We start from the raw sequence: 21,431 nt of genomic DNA, 5'->3' as shown, positions 1-21,431 counted from the left end.
CTGGCCACGCTAACCGATGACGCGGTTCACGGGAGGTAGACGTCGCCGTCGCCAAGCCGCGCGCCCGCATTCAGCAGCATCGCCGCCTCCTGCGGCTTCTCCGGTGCCCGGTGGTCGAAGCGCCGGTCGGCGGGCCGTTCGTACATCGGCGGACCGCCGGCGATCGCCGAGGCCAGCCGACGCTGACCGGCCAGCAGGCGGGCATCGGCGCGCCGCTGGTAGTCCGCGCGCTGCTCGGGGCTGAGCGCGGCCAGGAACGCTTGCGGGTGCACCAGCGCAATCAACCCGGACACGTGGCCAAACCCCAGGCTGGTGATCAGTCCGGCTTTCAGCGGGAATTTCCCGCCGAGGCGCAGCGTGTCACGCACCCACACGAAGTGCGCGGAGGAGGCCAGCTCGTCGTCGACACAGTCCAGGCTGCGATTGGGCGGGATGACGCCGTCGCGCAGTATCTGGCACATCCCCATCATCTGGAATACCGCGGCGCCGCCCTTGGCATGCCCGGTCAAGCTCTTCTGCGACACGATGAACAGCGGGGCGCCCGGCGAACGACCGAGCGAATCAGCAAGCCGCTCATGCAATTCCGTTTCGTTCGGGTCGTTGGCCAGCGTCGAGGTGTCATGCTTGGAGATCACCGCGATGTCGTCGGCGCCGACACCGAGCTCGGCCAGCGAGCGCGCCAGCGGCGACTGTTTGCCGCCCCGGCCCGCACCCAGCGCGCCGAGCCCCGGGGCCGGGATCGAGGTGTGTACACCATCGCCGAACGACTGCGCGTAGGCCACCACCGCCAGCACCGGCAGGCCCATCTTCAATGCAAGATCCCCGCGCGCGAGCAGGACGGTGCCGCCGCCCTGCGCCTCGACGAAGCCCAGCCGGCGCCGGTCGTTGGGGCGGGAGAACTTCGAGTCGCTGATGCCTTTAGCCCGCATCATCTCGGTGTCGGCGGTCGCCGCCATGTCACCGAACCCGATGATGCCCTCTAAGGTCAGGTCGTCCAGCCCGCCGGCCACCACCAGCTCGGCCTTGCCCAGCCGGATTTTGTCGACACCCTCCTCGACCGACACCGCGGCCGTCGCGCACGCGCCGACCGGGTGGATCATCGCACCGTAACTGCCGATGTAGGACTGAACCACGTGCGCGGCAATGATATTCGGCAGGACTTCCTGGAAGATGTCGTTGGGTTTGTTCCGGCCGAGCAGATTGCCGTGATACATGGTCTGCATCGACGTGCCGCCGCCCATGCCGGTGCCCTGGGTGTTCGCCACCAAGGTTGGATGCACGTAGCGCATCACTTCTGCGGGCGTAAACCCGGCGGTCAGGAATGCGTCGACGGTCGCGACGATATTCCACACCGCCAGCCGGTCGATCGAGCTCGCCAGGTCCGGCGGAATCCCCCACACCGTCGGGTCGAACCCGGTGGGGATCTGGCCGCCCACGGTGCGCGACAGCTTGTTCTTGCGCGGGACCCGGATTTCGGTGCCGGCCTTGCGGGTGACCTGCCAGTCGGTGGAATCGGGGACCGGCCGGATCAGCGTGTGCTCCGGGTCGAACTGCACGAACGCCCGCGCCTCGGCTTCGCTGGACACCACGAACGTGAAGTCCTTGTCCAAGAACACGCTGACCAAAAGCGGCGAGGCGTGATCGGGGTCGATCGAGCCGTCGTCGACCCACTCGCGGATCCCGATCCGTTCCACCACGGCGTCGTGGTAGCGCTCGACGAGCTCGGATTCGTCGATGAGCTCACCGGATTCGGTGTCGTACCAGCCTGGTTGGGGGTCGTCGTGCCAGCGGATCAGTCCGGTCGTCCAGGCCAGCTCGAGCACGCCGGCAGCCGACAGTTCGTTGTCGACCTCCATCTCGAAGCGGGTGCGCGACGACCCGTAAGGGCCGAGTTCGGCACCACCGACGATGACCACCAGATCGGCCGGGTCGACGTCGAGGTCGTCCCAATCCGGCGGCGGCGCCGGGGTGTACCCGCGCGGCGGGCCGGGTAGCGCGGCGATGGTGCCCGCCGGCTTCTCGTCGACAGCCGCTTGAGTCGTGGCCTGTTCGCGCGCCTTTGCGGCCAGCTCCGCCATGTCCAACTCGATATCACCGAGCCCGCCGGTCAGGTCGACCTTGAGCGGCGCGCGAGCGGCGGCGGCCTTGGACTCAACGTCGCACAGGTTCAGCAACATGTCGGCCATTTGATCGGTGGAATAGGTTGTCACACCGGCTTTTTCGACAGCGTCAACGATGGCGTCGTTGTGGCCCATCAGCCCGGTGCCCCGCGTCCAGCCGATCAGCGCGTGCGCCAGGCTGACCCGCTGCGCCCACGAAGATTCGGCGTGCCAGCGCGCCACCACCGCGTCGAGCGCGGACTTGGCTTCGCCGTAGGCGCCGTCGCCGCCGAACCTGCCACGGTTGGGCGAGCCAGGCAGCACGACGTGCAGGCGCGACGCGATGTCGCGTTCCGCGCCGATCTTCGACAGCCCGCCGATGAGCCGTTGAACGGCCCACAGCAGTACTTTCATCTCCATTTCTGCGCGTGAGCCAGCTTCGGACAGGTCACCGGCGACGCGGGGCGCCGCGAACGGGAACAGCAGCGTTGGGGTCTGCGCATCCTTGATATGAATCGACTGCGGCCCAAGGCTTTCGGACTGCTCGCTGCCAATCCATTCGATTAGGGCGTCGATGTCGGCATACGACGCCATGTTGGCCGGCACCACCCACAGTGCGGCGCCGTAGCGGGCGTGGTCGCGATACAGCGAGCGGTAGAAACCCAGCCGCTCGTCGTCGAGCCTGGAGGTAGTCGCAATGACGGTGGCACCGCCGTCGAGCAGCCGCGCCACCACCGAGGCGGCGATCGAGCCCTTCGATGCGCCGGTCACCACCGCGACTTCGTCGCTGTAGCGACCCTTGTCGGGGTTTTCCGCGCCGGCGGCGATGCGGGCATACAGCGACGCGTGGATGGTGCGTCCGGCGGCCAGCGCCTTGCCCTGCCACCAGGTGGCCTGGGTGGCGACAACGTGGCCGGTGCCCTCGAACCGTTCGGAAAGCCGCGCCCAGTCGGCCTCGATCTCGTCGTCGTCGGCCAGCCACAGCTTCACCAGATCCTCACGTGCACTGGCCCAGCGGTCGTCGAAGACGACGGCCTTCCTGGCGTCGAACACCGGGGCCACCAGCCGCGGCCAGTCGGCGCCGAGCTCGGCGGTGACCAAGTCGATCAGTTCGGCGTCGGTTGCCGTGGGGGCCACCGTGACCGGGTCGTCCAGCCCCAGCTGGTTGAGCACCAGACGCGCCGCCGACGCCAGCACGCCGTCGCGTCCGGTGATCTGCTCGGTGAATTCGCTCAGCGCGGCCGCATCGACGGTCGCCCCGGCGCCACCGGACGACGGCAACGTCACCGTGATACCGCGGCGCGCGGCCACCGATGTCACCGCAGCGTCGATGACCTTGTCGACCGCTGCCGCGTCGGCGAGTGCGCCCTCGTGCAGGTGCCCGAGCGCGCCACCGCGCACGCTGGTGCCCTCCCGGGTACCCAACGCGACTTCGACGGTGACGTGCTTGGCCCAGCCATCGCCGAGTTCCCAGGTCTTCTTGACCCGCTCGGCGATGGCGGCGGGCCGTTTACCGGATGGCCCGAGAACCGTCCGCAGGTGGTCGTTGATCGCGTCGGAAAGCACGGGACCGAATGGCTTATACGTGCGAGCGAGTTTGGTGACCTGCGACCGCAGTCCGGCCAGGTCCGCTTCGGCAGCGCCGTCGATGGCGCCAAGGTTGAGCTCTTGGCCCAGGTCGACCAGCAGCTGATTGCGCCGGGAGGACGCGCCGTCGGTGATCGACTCGATGGAGTCGAGTTCCTCGATTTGGTCGATGCGCATCTTGGCCGACAGCGCGATCAGCGCCAGCGTGGCGTCGGCGGCGTCGAACGGAATGTCGTCGGGGCGTGGAGTACCTGACGGAGCTCCGGCCGTAGCCGGAGCGACGGCAGGGACGACATCGGACTCGGGCCCCGGCTCCGATGAGGCCGGAACGGCCGTGCCGGAATCCTGCTCAGCCGCCTCCTCGGGCTCGGGATCGGTGTCGGTGGCGAACAGCACCGCGGCGTCCCGCTCGGCGTTGAGCACTTCAACTGTGCTGTGGGCATATTCGGGCAGCTTGAGAGTGTTGGCGGCGAGCCCGGCCACGGTCGGCGAGGACTTCACCCCGATCTCGACGAACCGCTCCACACCCAGACCGCCGGCCGCTTCCTCGGTGAACAGCAGATCCTGGGTCTCAATCCAGCGTACCGGGCTGGCGAACTGCCAGGCCAGCAACTCGATGAACACGGTGCGCGCCATTTCCCGCGGCCGCTCCCGCAGCCAGGTGTCGTAGTCGGCCAGAATCGGGTCCAGCGGCTCGGCCGGCACCAGGTCGCGGATCTCCTGGATGAAGTCGCGGTCCAGCGAAAACGGCCGCGGCACCAGGTTGGGGATATAGCGCCCGATGATCAGGTCGGGATCCTTGTCGCGCGGCATGACCCGGTCCAGCGAGCGGCGGAATTCCGCCACACCGACGCGCAGCACCCGCGAATGGAACGGCACGTCGATGCCGGGCACTAAGATGAAAGACCGCTTGCCGCCGGTGATTTCGCGGCGCCGCTCCACCTCGGCTTCCAAAGCCTCCAGGCCCCGGACCGTTCCGGCGATCGCGTACTGCGAGCCGCGCAGGTTGTAGTTGACGATCTCCAGGAATTCGCCTGTGCGCTCGGCGATCCCGGCGACAAATGCCGGGACGTCGGCGTCATCGAGGTCGATCTGCGACGGCCGGATCGCGGCCAGCCGGTAGTTGGAGCGGCCCAACTCGTCGCGCGGCACGATGTCGTGCATCTTCGAGCCGCGGTGAAACACCATCTCCAGCAATGCTTCCAGCTCGTAAATGCCGGTCACGCAGGCCAGCGCGGTGTACTCGCCGACGGAGTGCCCGCAGGCGATCGCGCCCTCGACGAACGCGCCGGCTTCTCGCATCTCGGCGACCTGAGCCGCCGCCACGGTGGCCATCGCCACCTGGGTGAACTGGGTCAAATACAGCACACCGTCGGGGTGGTGGTAGTGCACACCGGAGGCGATGATGCTGGTCGGGTTGTCGCGCACCACATGCAGGACTGAGAAGCCCAGGGTTTCGCGGGTGAACTTGTCCGCGTCGTCCCACACCTTGCGGGCCGCCTTGGACCGGGCCCGCACCTCCATGCCCATGCCCTTGTGCTGGATACCCTGACCGGGAAACGCGTAGACGGTCTTCGGAGCGGCCAGCCGGGCGGTCGCCGACATCACCAGATCCGGGCCGATCCGGGCGGCGACCTCTAAAACCTCTGCGCCCTGGTCGATTCCGACCCGGTCAACGCGGACATCGATTTCATCGCCCGGCCGCACCATGCCGAGGAAACGCGTTGTCCAGCCGACCAGGCGGGCCGGTGGTCGGGCCTGGCCGTCGGTGGCGGTCACGACGTGTTGTGCGGCGGCCGACAGCCACATGCCGTGCACGATCGGGGATTCCAGCCCCGCGAGCAGCGCGGCCGCCCGGTCCGTGTGAATCGGGTTGTGATCACCGGAGACAGCCGCGAACGGCCGCATGTCGACCGGTGCGGTGATGGTGACGTCACGGCGACGGCGCCGCGGGGTCTCGGTGGCGTTGTCGGAGATTGCGCCACCGGCTCGCAGCGGGTCGGCCAGTTCCGCTCCGCCGGTGCGGCCGCGGATCGCGAACCGTTCTTCGAGCTTGGCCACCGCGGTGCCGCCATGGGCGATGGTCACCGACACCGGAACAACCCGGCCGACCTCGGTGTCGACGGCCGCAGAAGCCGTTGCGGTGACAATGAATTCGGCCCGATCGGTCGGCAGCCGGTCGAGCAGATGCGCTGCGTGGTCCAGGTGCACCAGGCTCAGCAGGCCCTCGAGCACCGGGGCACCGGTGTCGGTGACCGCCGAGCCGACGGCCGCGAACACCGCGGGCCAGCAAAGGCCGACGAGCGCGTCGGGCACGGTGGAAAGCCCGGGTGCCAACGGCTCACCGAAAGTGGCGGTGACCCCGGTATGGTCGGCGACCCGCTCCGGGTCCCAGGTCACCGCGACGGTGGCGGTGCCCTCATGTACCGGCGGCAGTTCTTCGGGGCCGTCCGCGCCGGCGGCGATGGCCAGCACCCGACGCATGGCGGCAGTGGCGTCGTCGACTGACACGACCGGCATGCCACCATCAACGGTGTTGGGCGGCAACGTGAATCGGATGTCGATCCAGGTGCCCGAGATCGGCACGCTCAAGACGACGTGCTCGCCATCAACCGCAAGCCTCGCCCCGGTGGACGAGTGTGTCGCACGCAGCTTTTCGGCCCCGTCGTGAATCTGCCAATCGGCGGGATGGGCGATGCGATGCACCGGGTTGGTCATGGTGCGACCAGCCCACAACACGTCGGGGGCATCGAGAACGACGGCCAGCGGACCGGTGATGTCGGTGCGGCCGACGCGCCGCGCGGTAACCGGCTTCGGTTCAACGCCGCTCGCCAGCACTTCGTCGATCGCCGCCTGCTCGAAACGGTCGAGCAGCTCGCCGACGGGTTCGTCCATCCGGGTGATGCCGGCGACCGATGTCGGGCCAGGAATGATGCAAACCTGGTCGGCGTCGTAACGCGCGTCATGGGCCTGCCACAGCGAATCGCTGCGCCACCAGCGGCGCACGTCCTTGTCGATGACCGGCACAAAGTTAACCGGTTTGCCCAGCGTCTTGCACAGTGTGACGAAGAACGACACGTCCGCCGGATGCAATTGCACGCTCTCGGCGTCGGGATAGCGCTGCAGCAGAGTCGCGATCGCCTCGTCGGGCCGCTCCAGCAATTGCTTGTCGGAGAACAGGGTCTCGATCGGGCCATGGTCTTGCGGGTGCAGACGCGCCTCGGCCCGCTGCAGCATCTGCTCGAAGCGGTCACGCCAGGTGTCGGCCAGCCACGGGCTGCCCGGCGACGCGGTGTCGGCGGTCGAGTTGCCGTCACCGATGGTCAGCTCGACGTAGCGCCGCAACCACTGCGCGTAGGTCATCTCGCCCACGTCGCCGAAGTACGGCTTGGCGGTGCCGGCCATCGCGGCGATGATCTCGTCGCGGCGCTTGGCGACCGCCTCGGCGTCACCGGCGACCTCGTCGAGCAGCCGACCGCAGCGCGAGGCGGCATTGTCGATCTCGTGAATGTCGGCACCGAGCTGGCTGCGGCTAGAAGCCATGCCGCCCTGGGCTTTTCCGGCGCTGATCCACTGGTCGGTGCCCTGGGTTTCGACCAGCATCCGCTTGACCGACGGCGAGGTGGTGGACTCCTTGGTGGCCATCGCTGCCGTGCCGACCAGGATGCCGTCGATCGGCATCAGCGGGAAGCCGTAGGGCTCGGCCCAACGGCCGGACAGATACTCGGCCGCCCGCTCCGGCGTGCCGATGCCGCCGCCGACGCAGACCGTGATGTTGGGCCGCGACCGCAGCTCGGAGTAGGTGGCCAACAGCAGGTCGTCGAGGTCTTCCCAGGAGTGATGGCCCCCGGCACGGCCACCTTCAATGTGCATGATGACGGGCGTCGTCGGCACCTCGGTGGCGATGCGGATCACCGCGCGGATCTGCTCGACCGTGCCCGGTTTGAACACCACGTGGCTGATGCCGATGCCGCCCAGTTCGTCGATGAGCTCGACAGCTTCCTCCAGTTCCGGGATACCGGCGCTGACAACCACGCCGTCGATCGGCGCGCCGGACTGGCGGGCCTTCTGCACCAACCGTTTTCCGCCGACCTGCAGCTTCCACAGGTAGGGGTCGAGGAACAGCGCGTTGAACTCGAAGGTGCGCCCGGGTTCGAGGAGTCCCCTCATCTCCTCGATGCGGTTCTGGAAAATCTCCTCGGTGACCTGCCCGCCGCCGGCCAGCTCGGCCCAGTGCCCCGCGTTGGCGGCTGCGGCAACGATTTTGGCGTCGACGGTGGTCGGTGTCATGCCGGCCAGCAAGATCGGCGATCGGCCGGTCAACCGGGTGAACTTGGTCGACAGTTTGATCCGCCCGTCCGGCAGGCGCACCACCGAGGGCGCGTAGCTGGACCACGGCCGCGCCACCTCGGGAACGGCGCCGACGGTGAACAGGTTGCGCTGACCGCCGCGGGTGGCCGCGGGCACGATGCCGACACCCAGGCCGCGAATCACCGGCGCGGTCAGCCGGGTCAGGATGTCGCCCGGACCCAGGTCAAGAATCCAGCGCGCCCCGGCCTCGTGGACGCTCACGACTTCGTCCACCCAGTCGACCTGGCGCACCAAGATGGCTTCGGTCATGTCGCGGGCCAATTCGACGTCGATGCCGATTTTCTCGGCCCAGCCGCCGACGATGTCGATCCCGTCAGCCAGTCGCGGGCTGTGGAAACCGACCTCCACCTGCACCGGTTCAAAGACGGGAGCGAAGATGTCGCCGCCACGAACCTTGTTCTTGCGGTCGGCCTCTTCCTTTTCGGAAATCTGCTTGCAGTAGAGCTCGAAACGCGACAGCTGTTCGGGAGTTCCGGTGATCACCACCGAACGCCGACCATTGCGGATGGACAGCACTGGCGGCAGCACCGTCCGCACATCTTGGGCGAATGCTTCGAGCAGGGCATAGATGCGCTCGGGGTCGGCGTTGGTCACCGACACCATCGGCGGGCGGTCACCCAGGATCGAGATGCCGCGCCGACGCGCTACAAGCGTGCCGGCCGCACCGATCAGCTGCGCCAAGGCCAGCAGCTCAATGTCGCGTTCGCCGGCTGTCTTCACCGACTCGACGGCCAGCACGCCCTGTGAATGCCCGATGATGGCGACCGGCGGCGTCGCAGCGAAATCCATGCCCTGGCGCGCCAGGGCACGCACGGCGGCGATCTGGGTCAGCAGCACACCGGGCACCGACACGGCCGCCGACGTCAACTGCTTGGCCGAGGGAACCGGGTCTTCGGCCGCAAGTGCCCGCACCCACTGCAGCGGCTCGAAACCGATCGGACGCACCACCACGAGCTCTTGGGCGACGGGCTCGAGCAGCAGGTCCACCTCGGCCACCAGGGTCGCCAATTCGGATTCGATCCCGGCGGAGGACACCAGCTCTTCTAGCGTCTCCAACCAGGCGCTGCCCTGCCCCCCGAACGCGACCGCATACGGCTCTCCCGCGGAGAGGCGATCAACCAGAGCGTGGGCGCCGCGGACGACCTCCGAAATGTTGCCGTCATGGTCGGCGGACACCCTGTCGTGCTCGTAGATCGTCACCTTGTACCTGTCTCCCTGTGGCGTCCCGTGTGTATCGCGTCTCCGGCGTAGTCCCGCGCTGCCCGGCCAGCGTGTCGTCATTCCCCGTCGAACCCGGCCGAATCCCAGCCGGCCGATGCGTCATCGGCGGACCGCTCGTCGGCATCGAGGGCCGCAACGACTCCATCGGTTGCAATAAGAGTGTCATAAGGGGCTGTGCCGATTTTGTGTGCTGAGCGGTTACTGGTGAGTTCTACGCATGGGTAACGGTGTTGTGGGTAACACCATGCATATCGGGCGTCGAGGACTGGCGAGACAAACGTCCTGGATGCAGGTGGTTACGGTCGAGTAGCCACAACGGCGCAGATCAAGGCAGTATTGTTACGTAATCGTTATGTTAAAAATTTCGGCCGTGCTGCGGGTGACGGATCGGATCTGCGAGCGCGGCCGCCGGGCGCCGCCAAAAATCGCGCCTGCCGACATCGCGTCAGAAGTTTGCTGGGACCCTACTCGTGAGTCAGATGTGGGTGCCCGGTTCCGTGGCCAGGGTGTCGCCCCACCCTAGTCCCACTGGCCGAACTGCGGCTTAAGAATGTGGTTGATGTCGACGCCCACACCGCCGACGGTGCGCTTGTCGATCTCGACCTGGTGTAGATGGGCCGCGGGGTGGGTGAACCCTTTGGGGGAGCCCCAGTTGTGCTGCCAAAAATAGGAGCCCAAGCCATCCTGCAGCGCCCAGTCGATCGTCTTGGAGTTGGCGTAGACGCCGACCCGCTGATGGCCCAGCACTGACTCCCAGCCTCGCAGATAGGGCGCTACCTGCTGTTTGTACTGCTGATACGAGGGATCGTCATCGATCGAGGCATAAATCGGTGCTCCGACGGGGCCACCGGCGGCTTGGTGCAGCTGCCAGCCACGCTTGGCGTGCAGAACGCCGGCGTTCTGCCCACCCAGCCAGTCAGCGGTCTCTTGCTTGCCGTATTGGTAACAGGAAACGATCTTGAGCCCGTTGCGGTACAGGTCGCGAGCCTCGTCGAGCTGGATGGGCTTGCCGAGCATCCACGCTCCGCCGGGCCTGCGATCGGACACATACCGAATCGAGCCCACCGCGCCAGCGGCCTTGATCTCGCTGGCCGGGATAACTCCGGCCGCATAGTCCAGCAAGATTCCCAGCGGGCTGGCCATAGCCGGAGCCGAGCTCACCGCCGCGCCCAGGCCCAGCAGAGCGGGCGTCGCTGCGGCGAGTTTGAGCACGTCACGCCGGGAGATCGACACGTGTCACAGAGTACGACAAACGTATCAACTGTCACATTAACGCCACTGGCCTCAAATCAATCAATTATGTCGGCAGCGCGCCGTCGCGCCGGGCTGCGGTGAGCGGAAGCGGGGCCGGTTTTTCGCGTGCACCGGCACTTTGACCTCACACGCCGCTCGCTACGATCCTCCCCATGCCGCTGGCCCATGGTGCGACAGCTGCCGGGTTCAAAATTGTTCGGCTGCTGGGCAGCGGGCCGGCCAGCGAGGTATATCTGGCGGAACATCCGAGGTTGCCGCGCCGTCACGCGCTGCGGATCCTTTCGGAGGAGGTCTCGGCCGACCCCGAGTATCGCGCGCGGTTCATCCGGGAGTCCGACCTGGCGGCGGCGCTGTGGCACCCGCACATCGTCGGACTGCACGACCGTGGTGAGTGCAACGAACGGCTATGGCTTTCAGTCGACTACATCGACGGCACCACTGCGGCTCAGCTGGTCAGCGAGAGCTATCCGAAGGGCATGCCGCCCCACCTGGTGGTCGAGATTGTCACCGGGATCGCTCATGCCCTCGACTACGCGCACGACCACGGGCTGCTGCACCGGCGTGTGAAGCCGGGCAATATCCTCATCACCCGGCCCTGTGCCGACGAACGACGAATCGTGCTGGCCGATTTGGGTATTGCCCAGATCGACGATATCAACGGTCTGACAGCGACGAACTTGACCGTCGGCAGCGTAAGTTATGGCGCGCCGGAGCAGCTGATGGACAGCTCAGTCGACGGCCGGACCGACCAGTATGCCCTGGCGTGTACCGCTTTTCATCTCCTGACGGGCTCGCCGCCGTTCGCTCACGGCAATCCCGCGGTGGTGATTAGCAAGCATCTCAACGAATCACCGCCGCTGCCAGGTGATGTGCGGCCAGAGCTGGCGCCGTTCGACCAGCCCATTTCGCGTGCCCTTGCCAAGGCTCCCGATGAGCGGTTCCCACGATGCCGAGACTTCGCCGACGCGCTTAGGGCCGGCCAGTGCGAACCATCTGTGCTCGCCACCGCACCCGGACCGCCTGCCACCGGCGCACCCGCCGATCCTGAAACTGACGCCGCTGCCACCCACCCACCAGGTGTGGCTGAGCGATCAGACACTCAGGGCGCGGCGGTCGCACCATCCGTGCCGGCTCCGGCGGATCTTGCGGACAACCATGGTCCCGCCCCGAGCGAGCCGATGCCCAACGCGGAAATCGGTGATGCCGTGACGTCCCCGGAACCCGCGATATCCGGTGCGATGACCGATGACAGACCAGTGGCGTCCAGGGGGCGTCTGATGCCCCGAGCCGTGCCAGTCGTCCTCGCCGTCGGGGTCGTGCTGATCGGCTTCGTCGTCGTCATGGCGCTGCACTCACGCTCTGGGTTCCACCGCGCGCCAACCGATGTCGAGACACCACCCGCAGCGACCAGCGCCCCGCCCGCAGCCCCGATGCCGGTGACCGTCACCTCGGTGTCCAGCGCCCCCGCTCCCCTGCCCGCGATCACCCCGCCGCCGACAATCGGCACGCCTGCGCCGACGACCACCACTCCGTCGCAGGTAGCGACCGTGAGAACACCGTCCGTGACAACGAGACCGCCGACGACCATGCCGTCATCGCCGACGGCCCCTGTGGCCGGCATCGACAGCCGCCCAGCCGTCGGCATGCCCTGCAGTCCCCAGCAGACGGGCGCGACGACCATTTCGAATTCGGGCGCACCCGTCAGTTGTGTGGGAACCCCTGGAGGATTCGCCTGGGAGCCCGCTGGCGGGTGACCGGCGCCACCTCGGACACTGCGTCATCGCGGTTGGCGCGAACGCTGTGCGGCGACTGGCAAAGCCAATGGGTGGCAGAGACGATCAGCGGCGTCGCTGATTTGCAGAACATGGCCCCGGCGGCCTTCCCCGGGAGCCGGCCTTAAAAACGAAAGATCAGCACATCAGCGTCAGGGCTCGGCGGGCGGCAACACGATGACACTGACGGTCTCCAGCCCGCGGCGCGCAGTCTCCCGTGCCATCTCGTCGATGAAATGGGCTGCCGCAGGGGTGATCGACGCGGCCCAGGTGCGGAAACCCTGGACGATGACGGGGTCACGCTCGAGCAACGGTTGGACGCCGCGCAGCACGGTGACCACGTCGTCGGGCAGCGGGTCGGCCAGTTGCTGCTCGATCCAGGCCTGGGCGAGCTGGGTTGCGGCGGCGTCCTTTTCGCCGAGCGCGACGACGTCTCGAGCGAGTTGGCGCAGCCGGGTGAACAACACGTCACGCCCCGGTGTCTCAGCGAGCTCCTCCAGCAGCGTGCTGGCCGCCGGCGGCAACGGCATCTGCCCGAACAGCGCGGGAACCGGCAGCTGCCACTCATTGAAGAGATCGGCGTACATCGCGGCGGTTGCCGGAGACAACGGAGCGCTCAACCGCCCGATGACGCCAATGCTGTGCCGATGCGAGGTTGCGAGCCGCCGCAGGATGCATTCGTTCACGTCGGCGTCGGCAATATCGGTAGCAGCGTCGATGGCAGCGATCAACTGCTCCAACCGGTCACGCTGGGCCACCAGCGATGCACGGTGCTCGGCAAGGATATCGACCAGAGCGGTCTGGTGAGCCAATCGCTGGATGTCCTTGATGCTCACACCCAGGCTGCGCAGCAGATCGACGCGCAACAGGTCAAGCACCTGCTCGACGTCGAAGACCCGGTAGCCGTTGGACAGGTGATCGGCCCGCAGCAGCCCGATTTTCTGGTAATGGCGGATGCGGCCCGGCGCAATCCCGGTCAGGGCCGTGACGTCGCCGATCAGCAACTGCTCAGCCACAGCTTGACCCTACAACCGTGCCAAGGTCTGTACTGGGGGCATGGACCGCGATCAGCTTATCGACTTGACGCGCCGCGCGTTAAAGCTCGCGCGCGACAAGACGACCGACCTGGCGCCCGCCGAGCATACCGTCGACGCGCGCGACTACACCTCGGTCGAGCGGCACGAACGCGACAGGGCAATGCTGATGACCAGCCCCCAGCTGGTCGGCTACGTCTCGGAGCTGCCTGAGCCGGGCAGCTACTGCACGAAGACCGTGATGGGAAGGTCGATCCTGCTGACCAGGACGTCGGGTGGAACGGTCAAGGCGTTCAACAACGTCTGTCTGCACCGCCAGGCGCAGGTGGTAAGTGGATGCGGCACCGCGAAACGGTTCAGTTGCCCATACCACGCGTGGACATACGACAACACCGGACGTCTGGTCGGCGTTCCCGGTCGTGAAGGCTTCCCAGGGGTCGCCGTAAAGTCAGACGGCCTGACCGAGCTGCCGGCCGCCGAGTTCGCCGGGTTCCTCTGGATCGCATTGGATCCCGGCGCGACGCTGGATGTCGCCGGGCACCTGGGGTCGTTGGCGGAGGAGCTCGAGTCGTGGGGTATCGGACGGTGGTCCCCGCTGGGTGAGAAGGTGCTGGACTCCCCCATCAACTGGAAACTGGCGGTCGATACCTTTTCGGAGAATTATCATTTCGCCACGGTGCACCGAGAGACGTTCGCCAAAATCGCCAGGAGCAACTGCACGGTCTTCGACGAATTCGGCGCTCATCACCGGCTGATCTTCCCGCTCAATTCCATCCTGGAATTGGAGAACATTCCCGAATCTCAGTGGGACCCGTTCCACAACATGGTGGTCATCTACGCCCTGTTCCCGAACATCGTGCTGTCGGTGACAATCGCCAACGGCGAGCTGTTCCGGATCTATCCGGGCGACAGGCCGGGCAGATCCGTTACGGTGCATCAGAACTCGACACCGTTGGATTTGTCCGACGAATCGGTGGCCACCGGCGCCCGAGCCGTCTTCGACTATGCCCACGCCACGGTGCGCGACGAGGACTACCGGCTGGCCGCGAAGCTGCAAGCCAACCTGGAGTCAGGCGCCCACGACCGTTTGTTGTTCGGCCGCAACGAGCCGGGGCTGCAGCACCGCCACCGCAGCTGGGACCACGCCCTGGCCGGTTAGTCCGGCTGGCCGTGCGCCCACACGTCGTTGAGCTCCCACTCGCGGTACAGCGCCAACGAGCGTTCGTAGAACCCGAAGCCGCTCACGGCTTCTCCGCGCAGAGTTCCTTGATAGTGATAGGGACCCTCCATGTATTCGATCGGCAGCGCATGTGCCGGGGCGGCCACCAATGGCTCGCCGGTGAGATCCAATTGCAGTGCAGCGCAGCTAAGCCGGTGGCGATCGGGCATGTAGCGGACCGCCGACAGCGGCGGGATCAGCGGGCGAACCGAATCCGGCCATCGCACATAGGTGTCGACGGTAACCTCAACGTCCTCGAAGCAGTCCGGGGGCGAGTCTGGATAGCTGACCGTGACACCGGAGAACGGTTGCAGTGCATTGTTGTTCGTACGGTCGAACTGCCGCCAGATGCTCAGATCGATACCGTTGTCCAGGTTGATGGTGCGCCATTCGTGTGACCGCGCCCGCGGGTCTCCCCCGGTGCCGCCGCCACCGGCGTATTTGGGAAACCACTGCCGATCCACATGCCCGGCGTCGCCGCTGACTTGCTCGTGCAGCTCGCCCCAACGCAATGTCCCCGTCATCGCCATCCTGGCTTGGAAATAGGAATAGGTGTCGGGCTGCCCGAAGCAGGCGATCTTGCCGTGGTATTGCGATGCACCGACGGGCACCGGGCCACGTGTCGGTGTCACGTCGAGCTCGAGCTGCATCGGCTGACTCGCTTGGTCGATGCCAACCAGGTTCACCCGGTAGGTGTAGGGCAGCAGCTGACCGTCGCTGCCGCGGCAGGTCGTCCACACCGCTGTCCCGATCCCACAATCGTAGCTGAGGTCGAGATGCCCTGTGGCCGCGGCCAGCTTGGGCGGACCTGGCCGCTTAAGGTTGGCCGGTGGCATATCGTAGTCGGTATATGTGCCGTATACCCCTGTGTCGCAATCAAATAGCGCCATCGTGTAGAAATCGGCGACCACGGACCCACCTGGGCGATTCTTGTTGAAGATGGTCAAGAACGCGAAAGGCCGACCGGATGTGCCGGTAAGCTCCCCGGCAATGAACCAGGTATCCGACTCCTGATCCGGGTGTTGGCCTTCAGCCGCCGGGAACCGCAGCATGTCGTCGTCGGGCACCAGCTGAAAGGGATAGCGGCACCACTCGGTGTCCACCTGTAGTCGGTCGCTCACATCGGCCTCGCTTTTTTACTATATTAGCATCATTAGCCGAATCCTTACTCGAGGTGGTGCCGATGACCGATCCCGGCCACCGGTGGTATGACGAACTGTTCATCGCAGGACGCTGGCGAAAACCCGCCACAGGCCGTCGACTCACGGTGGTCTCGCCGCATTCCGAACAGCCGGTCGGCGAGTGCCCGGAAGCCGGCCCCGAGGACGTCGATGCTGCGGTTACCGCCGCGCGACGGGCCTTTGACGACGGGCCGTGGCCCCGGCTAACGCCGCAGGAACGTATGGAAAAGGTCGAGAAACTGGCCGCAATCTACGCCGGCCACATTGACGAGATGGCCGACCTGATCACCGCGGAAATGGGGTCACCGCGCAGTTTCTCCCGCATGGGCCAGGCGGCCGGTGCGGCCCACATGATGCAGCTGGCCCTGGCCACCGGCCGGGAGTTCTCATGGGAGGAGCGGCGGCAGGGCGTGCTCGGTGAGGTACACCTGCGCAAGGCGCCGGTCGGCGTGGTGGGTGCGATCGTGCCGTGGAATGTGCCCCAGTTCCTCATCATGCCGAAACTGATCCCGGCGCTGATCGCCGGCTGCACCGTGGTCGTCAAACCGGCACCCGAAACACCCTTGGACGCATTGTGGTTGGCCGAAATGCTGGAAAAGGTCGACCTACCGGAGGGTGTGGTGTCGATCCTGCCGGGGGGCCGCGACGTCGGGGAGTGCCTGGTGGGCCATCCCGGCGTGGACAAGATCGCCTTCACCGGGTCCAGCGCCACCGGGCGCCGTATCGCCGCAATCTGCGGCGAGAAGCTCAAGCGGGTAAGCCTGGAGCTGGGCGGCAAGTCGGCGGCGATCATTCTCGACGACGCCGACATCGACACGACGGTCACCGGGTTAAAGACGGCCAGCCTGATGAACAACGGGCAGGCGTGTGTGGCCCAGACGCGCATCCTGGTCAGCGAGCGCCGTCACGACGAGGTCGTCGACGCGCTCGCCGACATGATGGCGGGCTTGCGTGTCGGCGATCCTGCCGACGAGGCAACCGACGTCGGACCCTTGGTCGCTCAACGCCAACAACGTCGGGTGCAGGACTATATCCGCCGCGGGGTGGCCGAAGGCGCCCGCATGGTGCTCGGCGGCGGCGATCCGCCGATTGACCGCGGCTGGTATGTACGCCCGACCCTGTTCACCGATGCCAGCAACGACATGCGCATCGCGCGCGAAGAGATCTTCGGCCCGGTCTTGACCGTGCTCACCTATAAGGACGAGCAGGACGCTGTCCGCATCGCCAACGACAGCGACTATGGGCTGGCCGGGTCGGTGTGGACCGCCGACGTCGCGCATGGCCTCGAGATCGCGGCCGGCGTGCGCACCGGTACATACGGCATCAACATGTACATGCTCGACATCGGGATCCCGTTCGGCGGTTTCAAGCAGTCCGGGATCGGCCGCGAGTTCGGCCCGGAGGGGCTGAGCGAATACGTCGAGCTGCAGGCGGTGGTCAGCAACGGCGCGCTGCCGCCGCTGCCTGGTTGATGGAGTGCATTCGAGTCACCGCAACTCTCGGCGCGGCCATTGCACCGCGTGGGCTGCGCACCGAATTGAAAGTGGCCACTTGCGTGATTAGCCTGACCACAACCTCACGCAGGGAGCCGGGATGTTTTGCTCCACATCAGACGACCACACTTGCGACCGGCAGAGTGTCACGGCGCGGCCGCACGCGGCATCAACCGCCGGCTCCCCAAGCTCAACGTGACGCCGCCCTAGCGCATGTCAGTCTGGTCAAAGCTTCCGTCAACGGCGTTTCCCGCTCCGAATTCGGACTTGTCCAAAGCGCGCGTATTGAGCAGGTCCTAACCGTCGTCCAGACAGTATCGATACCGCCGGTGTGGCAAACTGCCAGCAACGCGCGCTGGCTAATGGGAGCGTTGACGGCGAGAAGACACGGACGGCGATCACCCGCTACAACAATGCGATACAGACGCAGAAGGGACTCACGATCGACGGCACCAATCCCGATGGCACCAAGAACCCTGTGTTCTTGCAAACGTATGACCCCGAGGCGTTCGAAGGACGTGGCCGAGAGGCCATCGCCATCGGCAACCCCGATAAAGCCGACAACACAACGGTGCTGGTTCCGGGAACCGGCAGCAGCGTCCGCGATGGCTATTTAAGCCATACGGACGGCCGGAACCTCTACAACGAGGCACGCCACGCTGACCCCAGCAGGACAGATTCGGTCCTGGTCTGGATGGGATATCACGCTCCGGACAGCCTGACCGATCTCCAGGTGGGACAAACCTCCTTGGCGCGAGCGGGAGGTAGCCTGCTGGCCACTGACGTCAATGCTTTAGCGGTAACCCACCAGGGCACCTCACACGTGACCGTGATCGGCCATTCCTACGGCTCGACGACGGTGGCTGACGCTGCGGCCAGCTCGGGAATGCGTGCCAATGACGTGGTGCTCGTCGGCCCCCCGGAACTGACTTAGCCCACAGCGCCAACGACTTTCACCTGCCGCAAGGCGGCCATGTGTATGTGGGCGCGGCGTCGTCTGATCCGGTCACCCATCTCGGCGGCGTCCAGGAACATGTGCCGGGGACCGGGGTCACGATCGGGCTCGGTAACGACCCTTCCGTGGAAGGTTACGGCTCGACCCGGTTTAAGGCCGAAGTCCCGGGCGCGACGTGGCCGTGGAAGGACCACAGCTCATACTTCACCCCTGGAAGCGAGTCGTTATTCAGCATGGGGGACATCATGTCCGGTCACGGTGACGCGCTTGAGCACGACCATATGACTGCACCGCACCGCGGCGCGTACTGGCTTCCCGATGACATCGACCCGGAAACTATTCGACCAGGAACAGGCGGTCACGCTCATTGACCAAATTCGTCGAGGCTTTGAAACGGATCGGCACGGCTAGCTGGCGTTCGGCTATCGTCTGTGCCGCCGCGACGGTACTGGCCGTTGCGCTTCCTGCAGCATGGTGAGGAATTTCAGTGCGGGAGTGGCTCATCCGATGACTCCAGAAGAATCGCGAGCGCAGGTCGTGAACGCGGCCCGCGACATCGTCAGGATTCTTGGCCTCAAGGGCGTCTCAGCGCACTTCAGCCGTGAATCCTGCAATGACCAGGCCGTGGCGCCTTTCCGGGGAGTAGTCGGTATAGCCTACGACCACGCCCCGACGCTCGAGGAGTCGCGGGCCGAGATCCAGCGGATGCTGGCAGTGCTTAAACAACAGGGCTGGACCGATCCGGGCGACTTCCACACGCATGCCCCCGCCGTCAGCAAGCAGGGCGTCACCGCGGTGTTTGATGCATACTCGCCGGTCCAGAACTTCGGTGGGTCGGTAACCATCTACGGCGAGTGCCGCGACATGACGACAAAAGAAAACACCGTACCCGAGCCAATACCCGCTGATCAGCTAAAATGATGGTTCCAAAGTTGTTTTCGGGTCGAAATCAACCCTGAATTACCAAGAGCCGCTATGGTTCGGATGCTTGAGCGCGGTCAACGATTTCGCGTTGTAAGCCGTAGCCACCCCTTCCTCGTGGTGTGGGATGCCTGGGTGGATGTGGTACTGCGATCGCCGCTTCGTCGCTAGTGGGGCCCAAAGCAACGTTTCTCACGGCGATGAGCGCGAGCGTCCTGACGACCGACCACCTGGAAACCCAGTTCAGTCCCATATCAGCGACAGTCGTGTGGGGATGAGGGCCTTCCGCTCGACGTCGCGTTGGCCGCTCGTCACCCGCGCGGCGCCGTGGCGACCTGGAAGCGTTGCTAGGCCGAAGTTGCGGCAAGTGAGGTAGACGGAATCTACGGCTGAGCTCAGATTCTGTCGGTTTGCGGATTGATAATGTAGCCAGTGAATATCGTGTGTCGATTCACAATATGCTTGAGTTGATCTATTACCATTGAGTGGTGGCGAAGCCAGCGCGGATGCACGTAGCCCGAACACCGAGCAAGTATGTGGACAAGGCGGGCAACGTTCGCCGCTATGAGTCGGTCCTGGTGCGCCGCACCTATCGAGACGGCAAGAAAGTCCGCCACGAGACGCTGGCGAACCTGTCCAAGCTGCCCGCCGACGTGATCGCCGCGGTTGAGGGCACGCTCAAGGGCCAGGTGCTGGTGCCGGCCGGGTCTGAGTTCACGATCACCCGGTCACTGCCGCATGGGGATGTGGCGGCGGTAGCTGCGATGGCCCGCCAGTTGGGGTTTCCGGCGTTGTTGGGGCCGGCGTGCCGGTCGAGGGATCTGGTGTTCGCGCTGATCATCTCCCGGGTGATCCAACCGGCCTCCAAGCTGTCCACGCTGGCCTCGTGGGCCGATTCCACCGTGGGGGTCGATCTGGATGTGGCCACCGCATCCACCGACGAGATCTACGCTGCGATGGACTGGCTGGCCGACCGGCAAGACACGATCGAAAAGAAGCTGGCTGCCAAACACTTAGGGCCACAGGCTAATCCCTCGCGGATGGCGTTGTTTGATCTGACCAGTGCCTGGATGACCGGACGGTGTTGCGAGCTGGCCTCGCGCGGGTATTCGAGGGACGGTAAAAAAGGGCTACCGCAAATCGAATACGGCATCCTCACCGATCCAGCCGGCCGCCCGGTGGCGGTGCGGGTGTTTGCCGGTAACACCGCCGACCCGGTCGCCTTCACCGACATCGTCGAGGTGGTGCGCACCCAATTCGGGCTTGATCGGTTGGTGCTGGTCGGTGATCGCGGCATGATCACCTCCGCGCGTATCGACGCAATCCGTGAACTCAATGACAACCCAGACACCGCAACTGGTTTCGGATGGCTCACCGCGCTGCGCGCCCCCCAGATCGCCGTGCTGGCCGCCGATGACGGGCCGCTGCAGATGAGCTTGTTCGATACCCAGGACCTCGCCGAAATCACCCACCCCGACTATCCCGGCGAACGGCTCATCGCCTGCCGCAACCCCGCCCTGGCCGCCCAACGCGCCCGCAAACGCGCCGCCCTGCTGGCCGCCACCGAGATCGACCTGGGCGCCATCGCCGAACGGGTGGCTGCCGGCCGGCTGACCGGAGCCGGCCGCATCGGGGAAGCCGTCGGCAAAATCATCGATAAATACAAGATGGGCAAGCACTTTGAGCGCACCATCACCGACACCAGCCTCACCTACCACCGCAACCAGGCCGGCATCGACACCGAAACCGCCCTCGATGGCATCTACGTGCTACGCACCAGCGTGCCCGCCACCGACCTCAACGCCCCAGGCGTGGTCGTCGGCTACAAGAACTTGGCCCACGTCGAACGCGACTTCCGCAGCATCAAAACCGACGACCTCGACCTACGACCCATCCGCCACCGGCTCACCGAACGGGTCAAAGCCCACGTGTTGATCTGCATGCTGGCCTGCTATGTGACCTGGCACCTGCGCCAGGCCTGGGCGCCGCTGACCTTCACCGACGAACACCCACCCCTACGCGCCAACCCCGTCGCACCGGCCCAACGCTCCCAAGCTGCCCAAACCAAAGCCGCCACCCGCCACGCCCCCGACGGCACCGCGCTGCGCAGCTTCCGCGGCCTGCTCACCCACCTGGCGACCCTGACCCGCAACGACATTCGCTACCACGGCACCAACACCACCGTGCCCACCCTGGCCGAATCCACCCCCGAACAGCGCCGCGCCTTCGAACTCATCAAGACCCCCATCCCCTCCAAGTGGCGTAGCCAGAACAACCGACCCGACAAATCAACAAAACACCAGCTCAATCAGTAAATCCGACCG

10 protein-coding genes are annotated in these 21,431 nt (G+C 65.9%); 6 read left to right on the top strand and 4 right to left on the bottom strand.

Annotated elements, in window-relative coordinates; translation table 11 throughout:
• Nucleotides 1–26: 26 nt before the first annotated feature.
• Nucleotides 27–9,257: a type I polyketide synthase gene (locus MHEC_RS08230; RefSeq protein ID WP_048892758.1), complete on the bottom strand. Its 9,231-nt coding sequence runs from the start codon at nt 9,255–9,257 to the stop codon at nt 27–29.
• Between the two features lie 540 nt (nt 9,258–9,797).
• Entirely contained in the window at nt 9,798–10,511 is a 714-nt protein-coding gene (locus MHEC_RS08225) for a glycoside hydrolase domain-containing protein (RefSeq protein ID WP_048892757.1), read from the bottom strand.
• 173 nt (nt 10,512–10,684) lie between these two features.
• Between MHEC_RS08225 and MHEC_RS24835 the strand changes: the two genes are divergently transcribed.
• Nucleotides 10,685–12,286, top strand: coding sequence for a serine/threonine-protein kinase (locus MHEC_RS24835; RefSeq protein WP_053094033.1), 1,602 nt, complete (start codon nt 10,685–10,687; stop codon nt 12,284–12,286).
• A gap of 170 nt (nt 12,287–12,456) precedes the next feature.
• Here the strand turns inward: MHEC_RS24835 and MHEC_RS08215 are convergent, their stop codons facing one another.
• Entirely contained in the window at nt 12,457–13,320 is an 864-nt protein-coding gene (locus MHEC_RS08215) for a MerR family transcriptional regulator (protein ID WP_048892756.1), read from the bottom strand.
• A 40-nt stretch (nt 13,321–13,360) separates the two neighbouring features.
• Between MHEC_RS08215 and MHEC_RS08210 the strand changes: the two genes are divergently transcribed.
• Entirely contained in the window at nt 13,361–14,497 is a 1,137-nt protein-coding gene (locus MHEC_RS08210) for an aromatic ring-hydroxylating oxygenase subunit alpha (protein ID WP_048892755.1), read from the top strand.
• Here the strand turns inward: MHEC_RS08210 and MHEC_RS08205 are convergent.
• On the bottom strand, nt 14,494–15,609 hold the full coding sequence (locus MHEC_RS08205) for a lipocalin-like domain-containing protein (RefSeq protein ID WP_275999372.1): 1,116 nt from the start codon (nt 15,607–15,609) through the stop codon (nt 14,494–14,496). The genes MHEC_RS08210 and MHEC_RS08205 overlap by 4 nt on opposite strands.
• A gap of 131 nt (nt 15,610–15,740) precedes the next feature.
• Here MHEC_RS08205 and MHEC_RS08200 point away from each other — a divergent pair, with 131 nt between their 5' ends.
• The 4 genes from MHEC_RS08200 to MHEC_RS24700 all read left to right on the top strand — a co-directional run bounded on the left by MHEC_RS08200 (nt 15,741) and on the right by MHEC_RS24700 (nt 21,422).
• Nucleotides 15,741–17,210, top strand: coding sequence for an aldehyde dehydrogenase (locus tag MHEC_RS08200; protein WP_048892782.1), 1,470 nt, complete (start codon nt 15,741–15,743; stop codon nt 17,208–17,210).
• Nucleotides 17,211–17,562: 352 nt separating this feature from the next.
• Nucleotides 17,563–18,165 (top strand): alpha/beta hydrolase, encoded by a 603-nt coding sequence (locus tag MHEC_RS24095; protein WP_053094032.1) that lies wholly within the window; start codon nt 17,563–17,565, stop codon nt 18,163–18,165.
• A gap of 528 nt (nt 18,166–18,693) precedes the next feature.
• On the top strand, nt 18,694–19,107 hold the full coding sequence (locus tag MHEC_RS08190) for a hypothetical protein (RefSeq protein WP_142358633.1): 414 nt from the start codon (nt 18,694–18,696) through the stop codon (nt 19,105–19,107).
• A 506-nt stretch (nt 19,108–19,613) separates the two neighbouring features.
• Entirely contained in the window at nt 19,614–21,422 is a 1,809-nt protein-coding gene (locus MHEC_RS24700) for an IS1634 family transposase (RefSeq protein WP_414018105.1), read from the top strand.
• Nucleotides 21,423–21,431: the final 9 nt, after the last annotated feature.

It is taken from the genome of Mycobacterium heckeshornense (assembly GCF_016592155.1).
In the GTDB taxonomy this organism is placed as follows: domain Bacteria; phylum Actinomycetota; class Actinomycetes; order Mycobacteriales; family Mycobacteriaceae; genus Mycobacterium; species Mycobacterium heckeshornense.
This window is presented reverse-complemented; position numbering and strand designations above follow the sequence as displayed.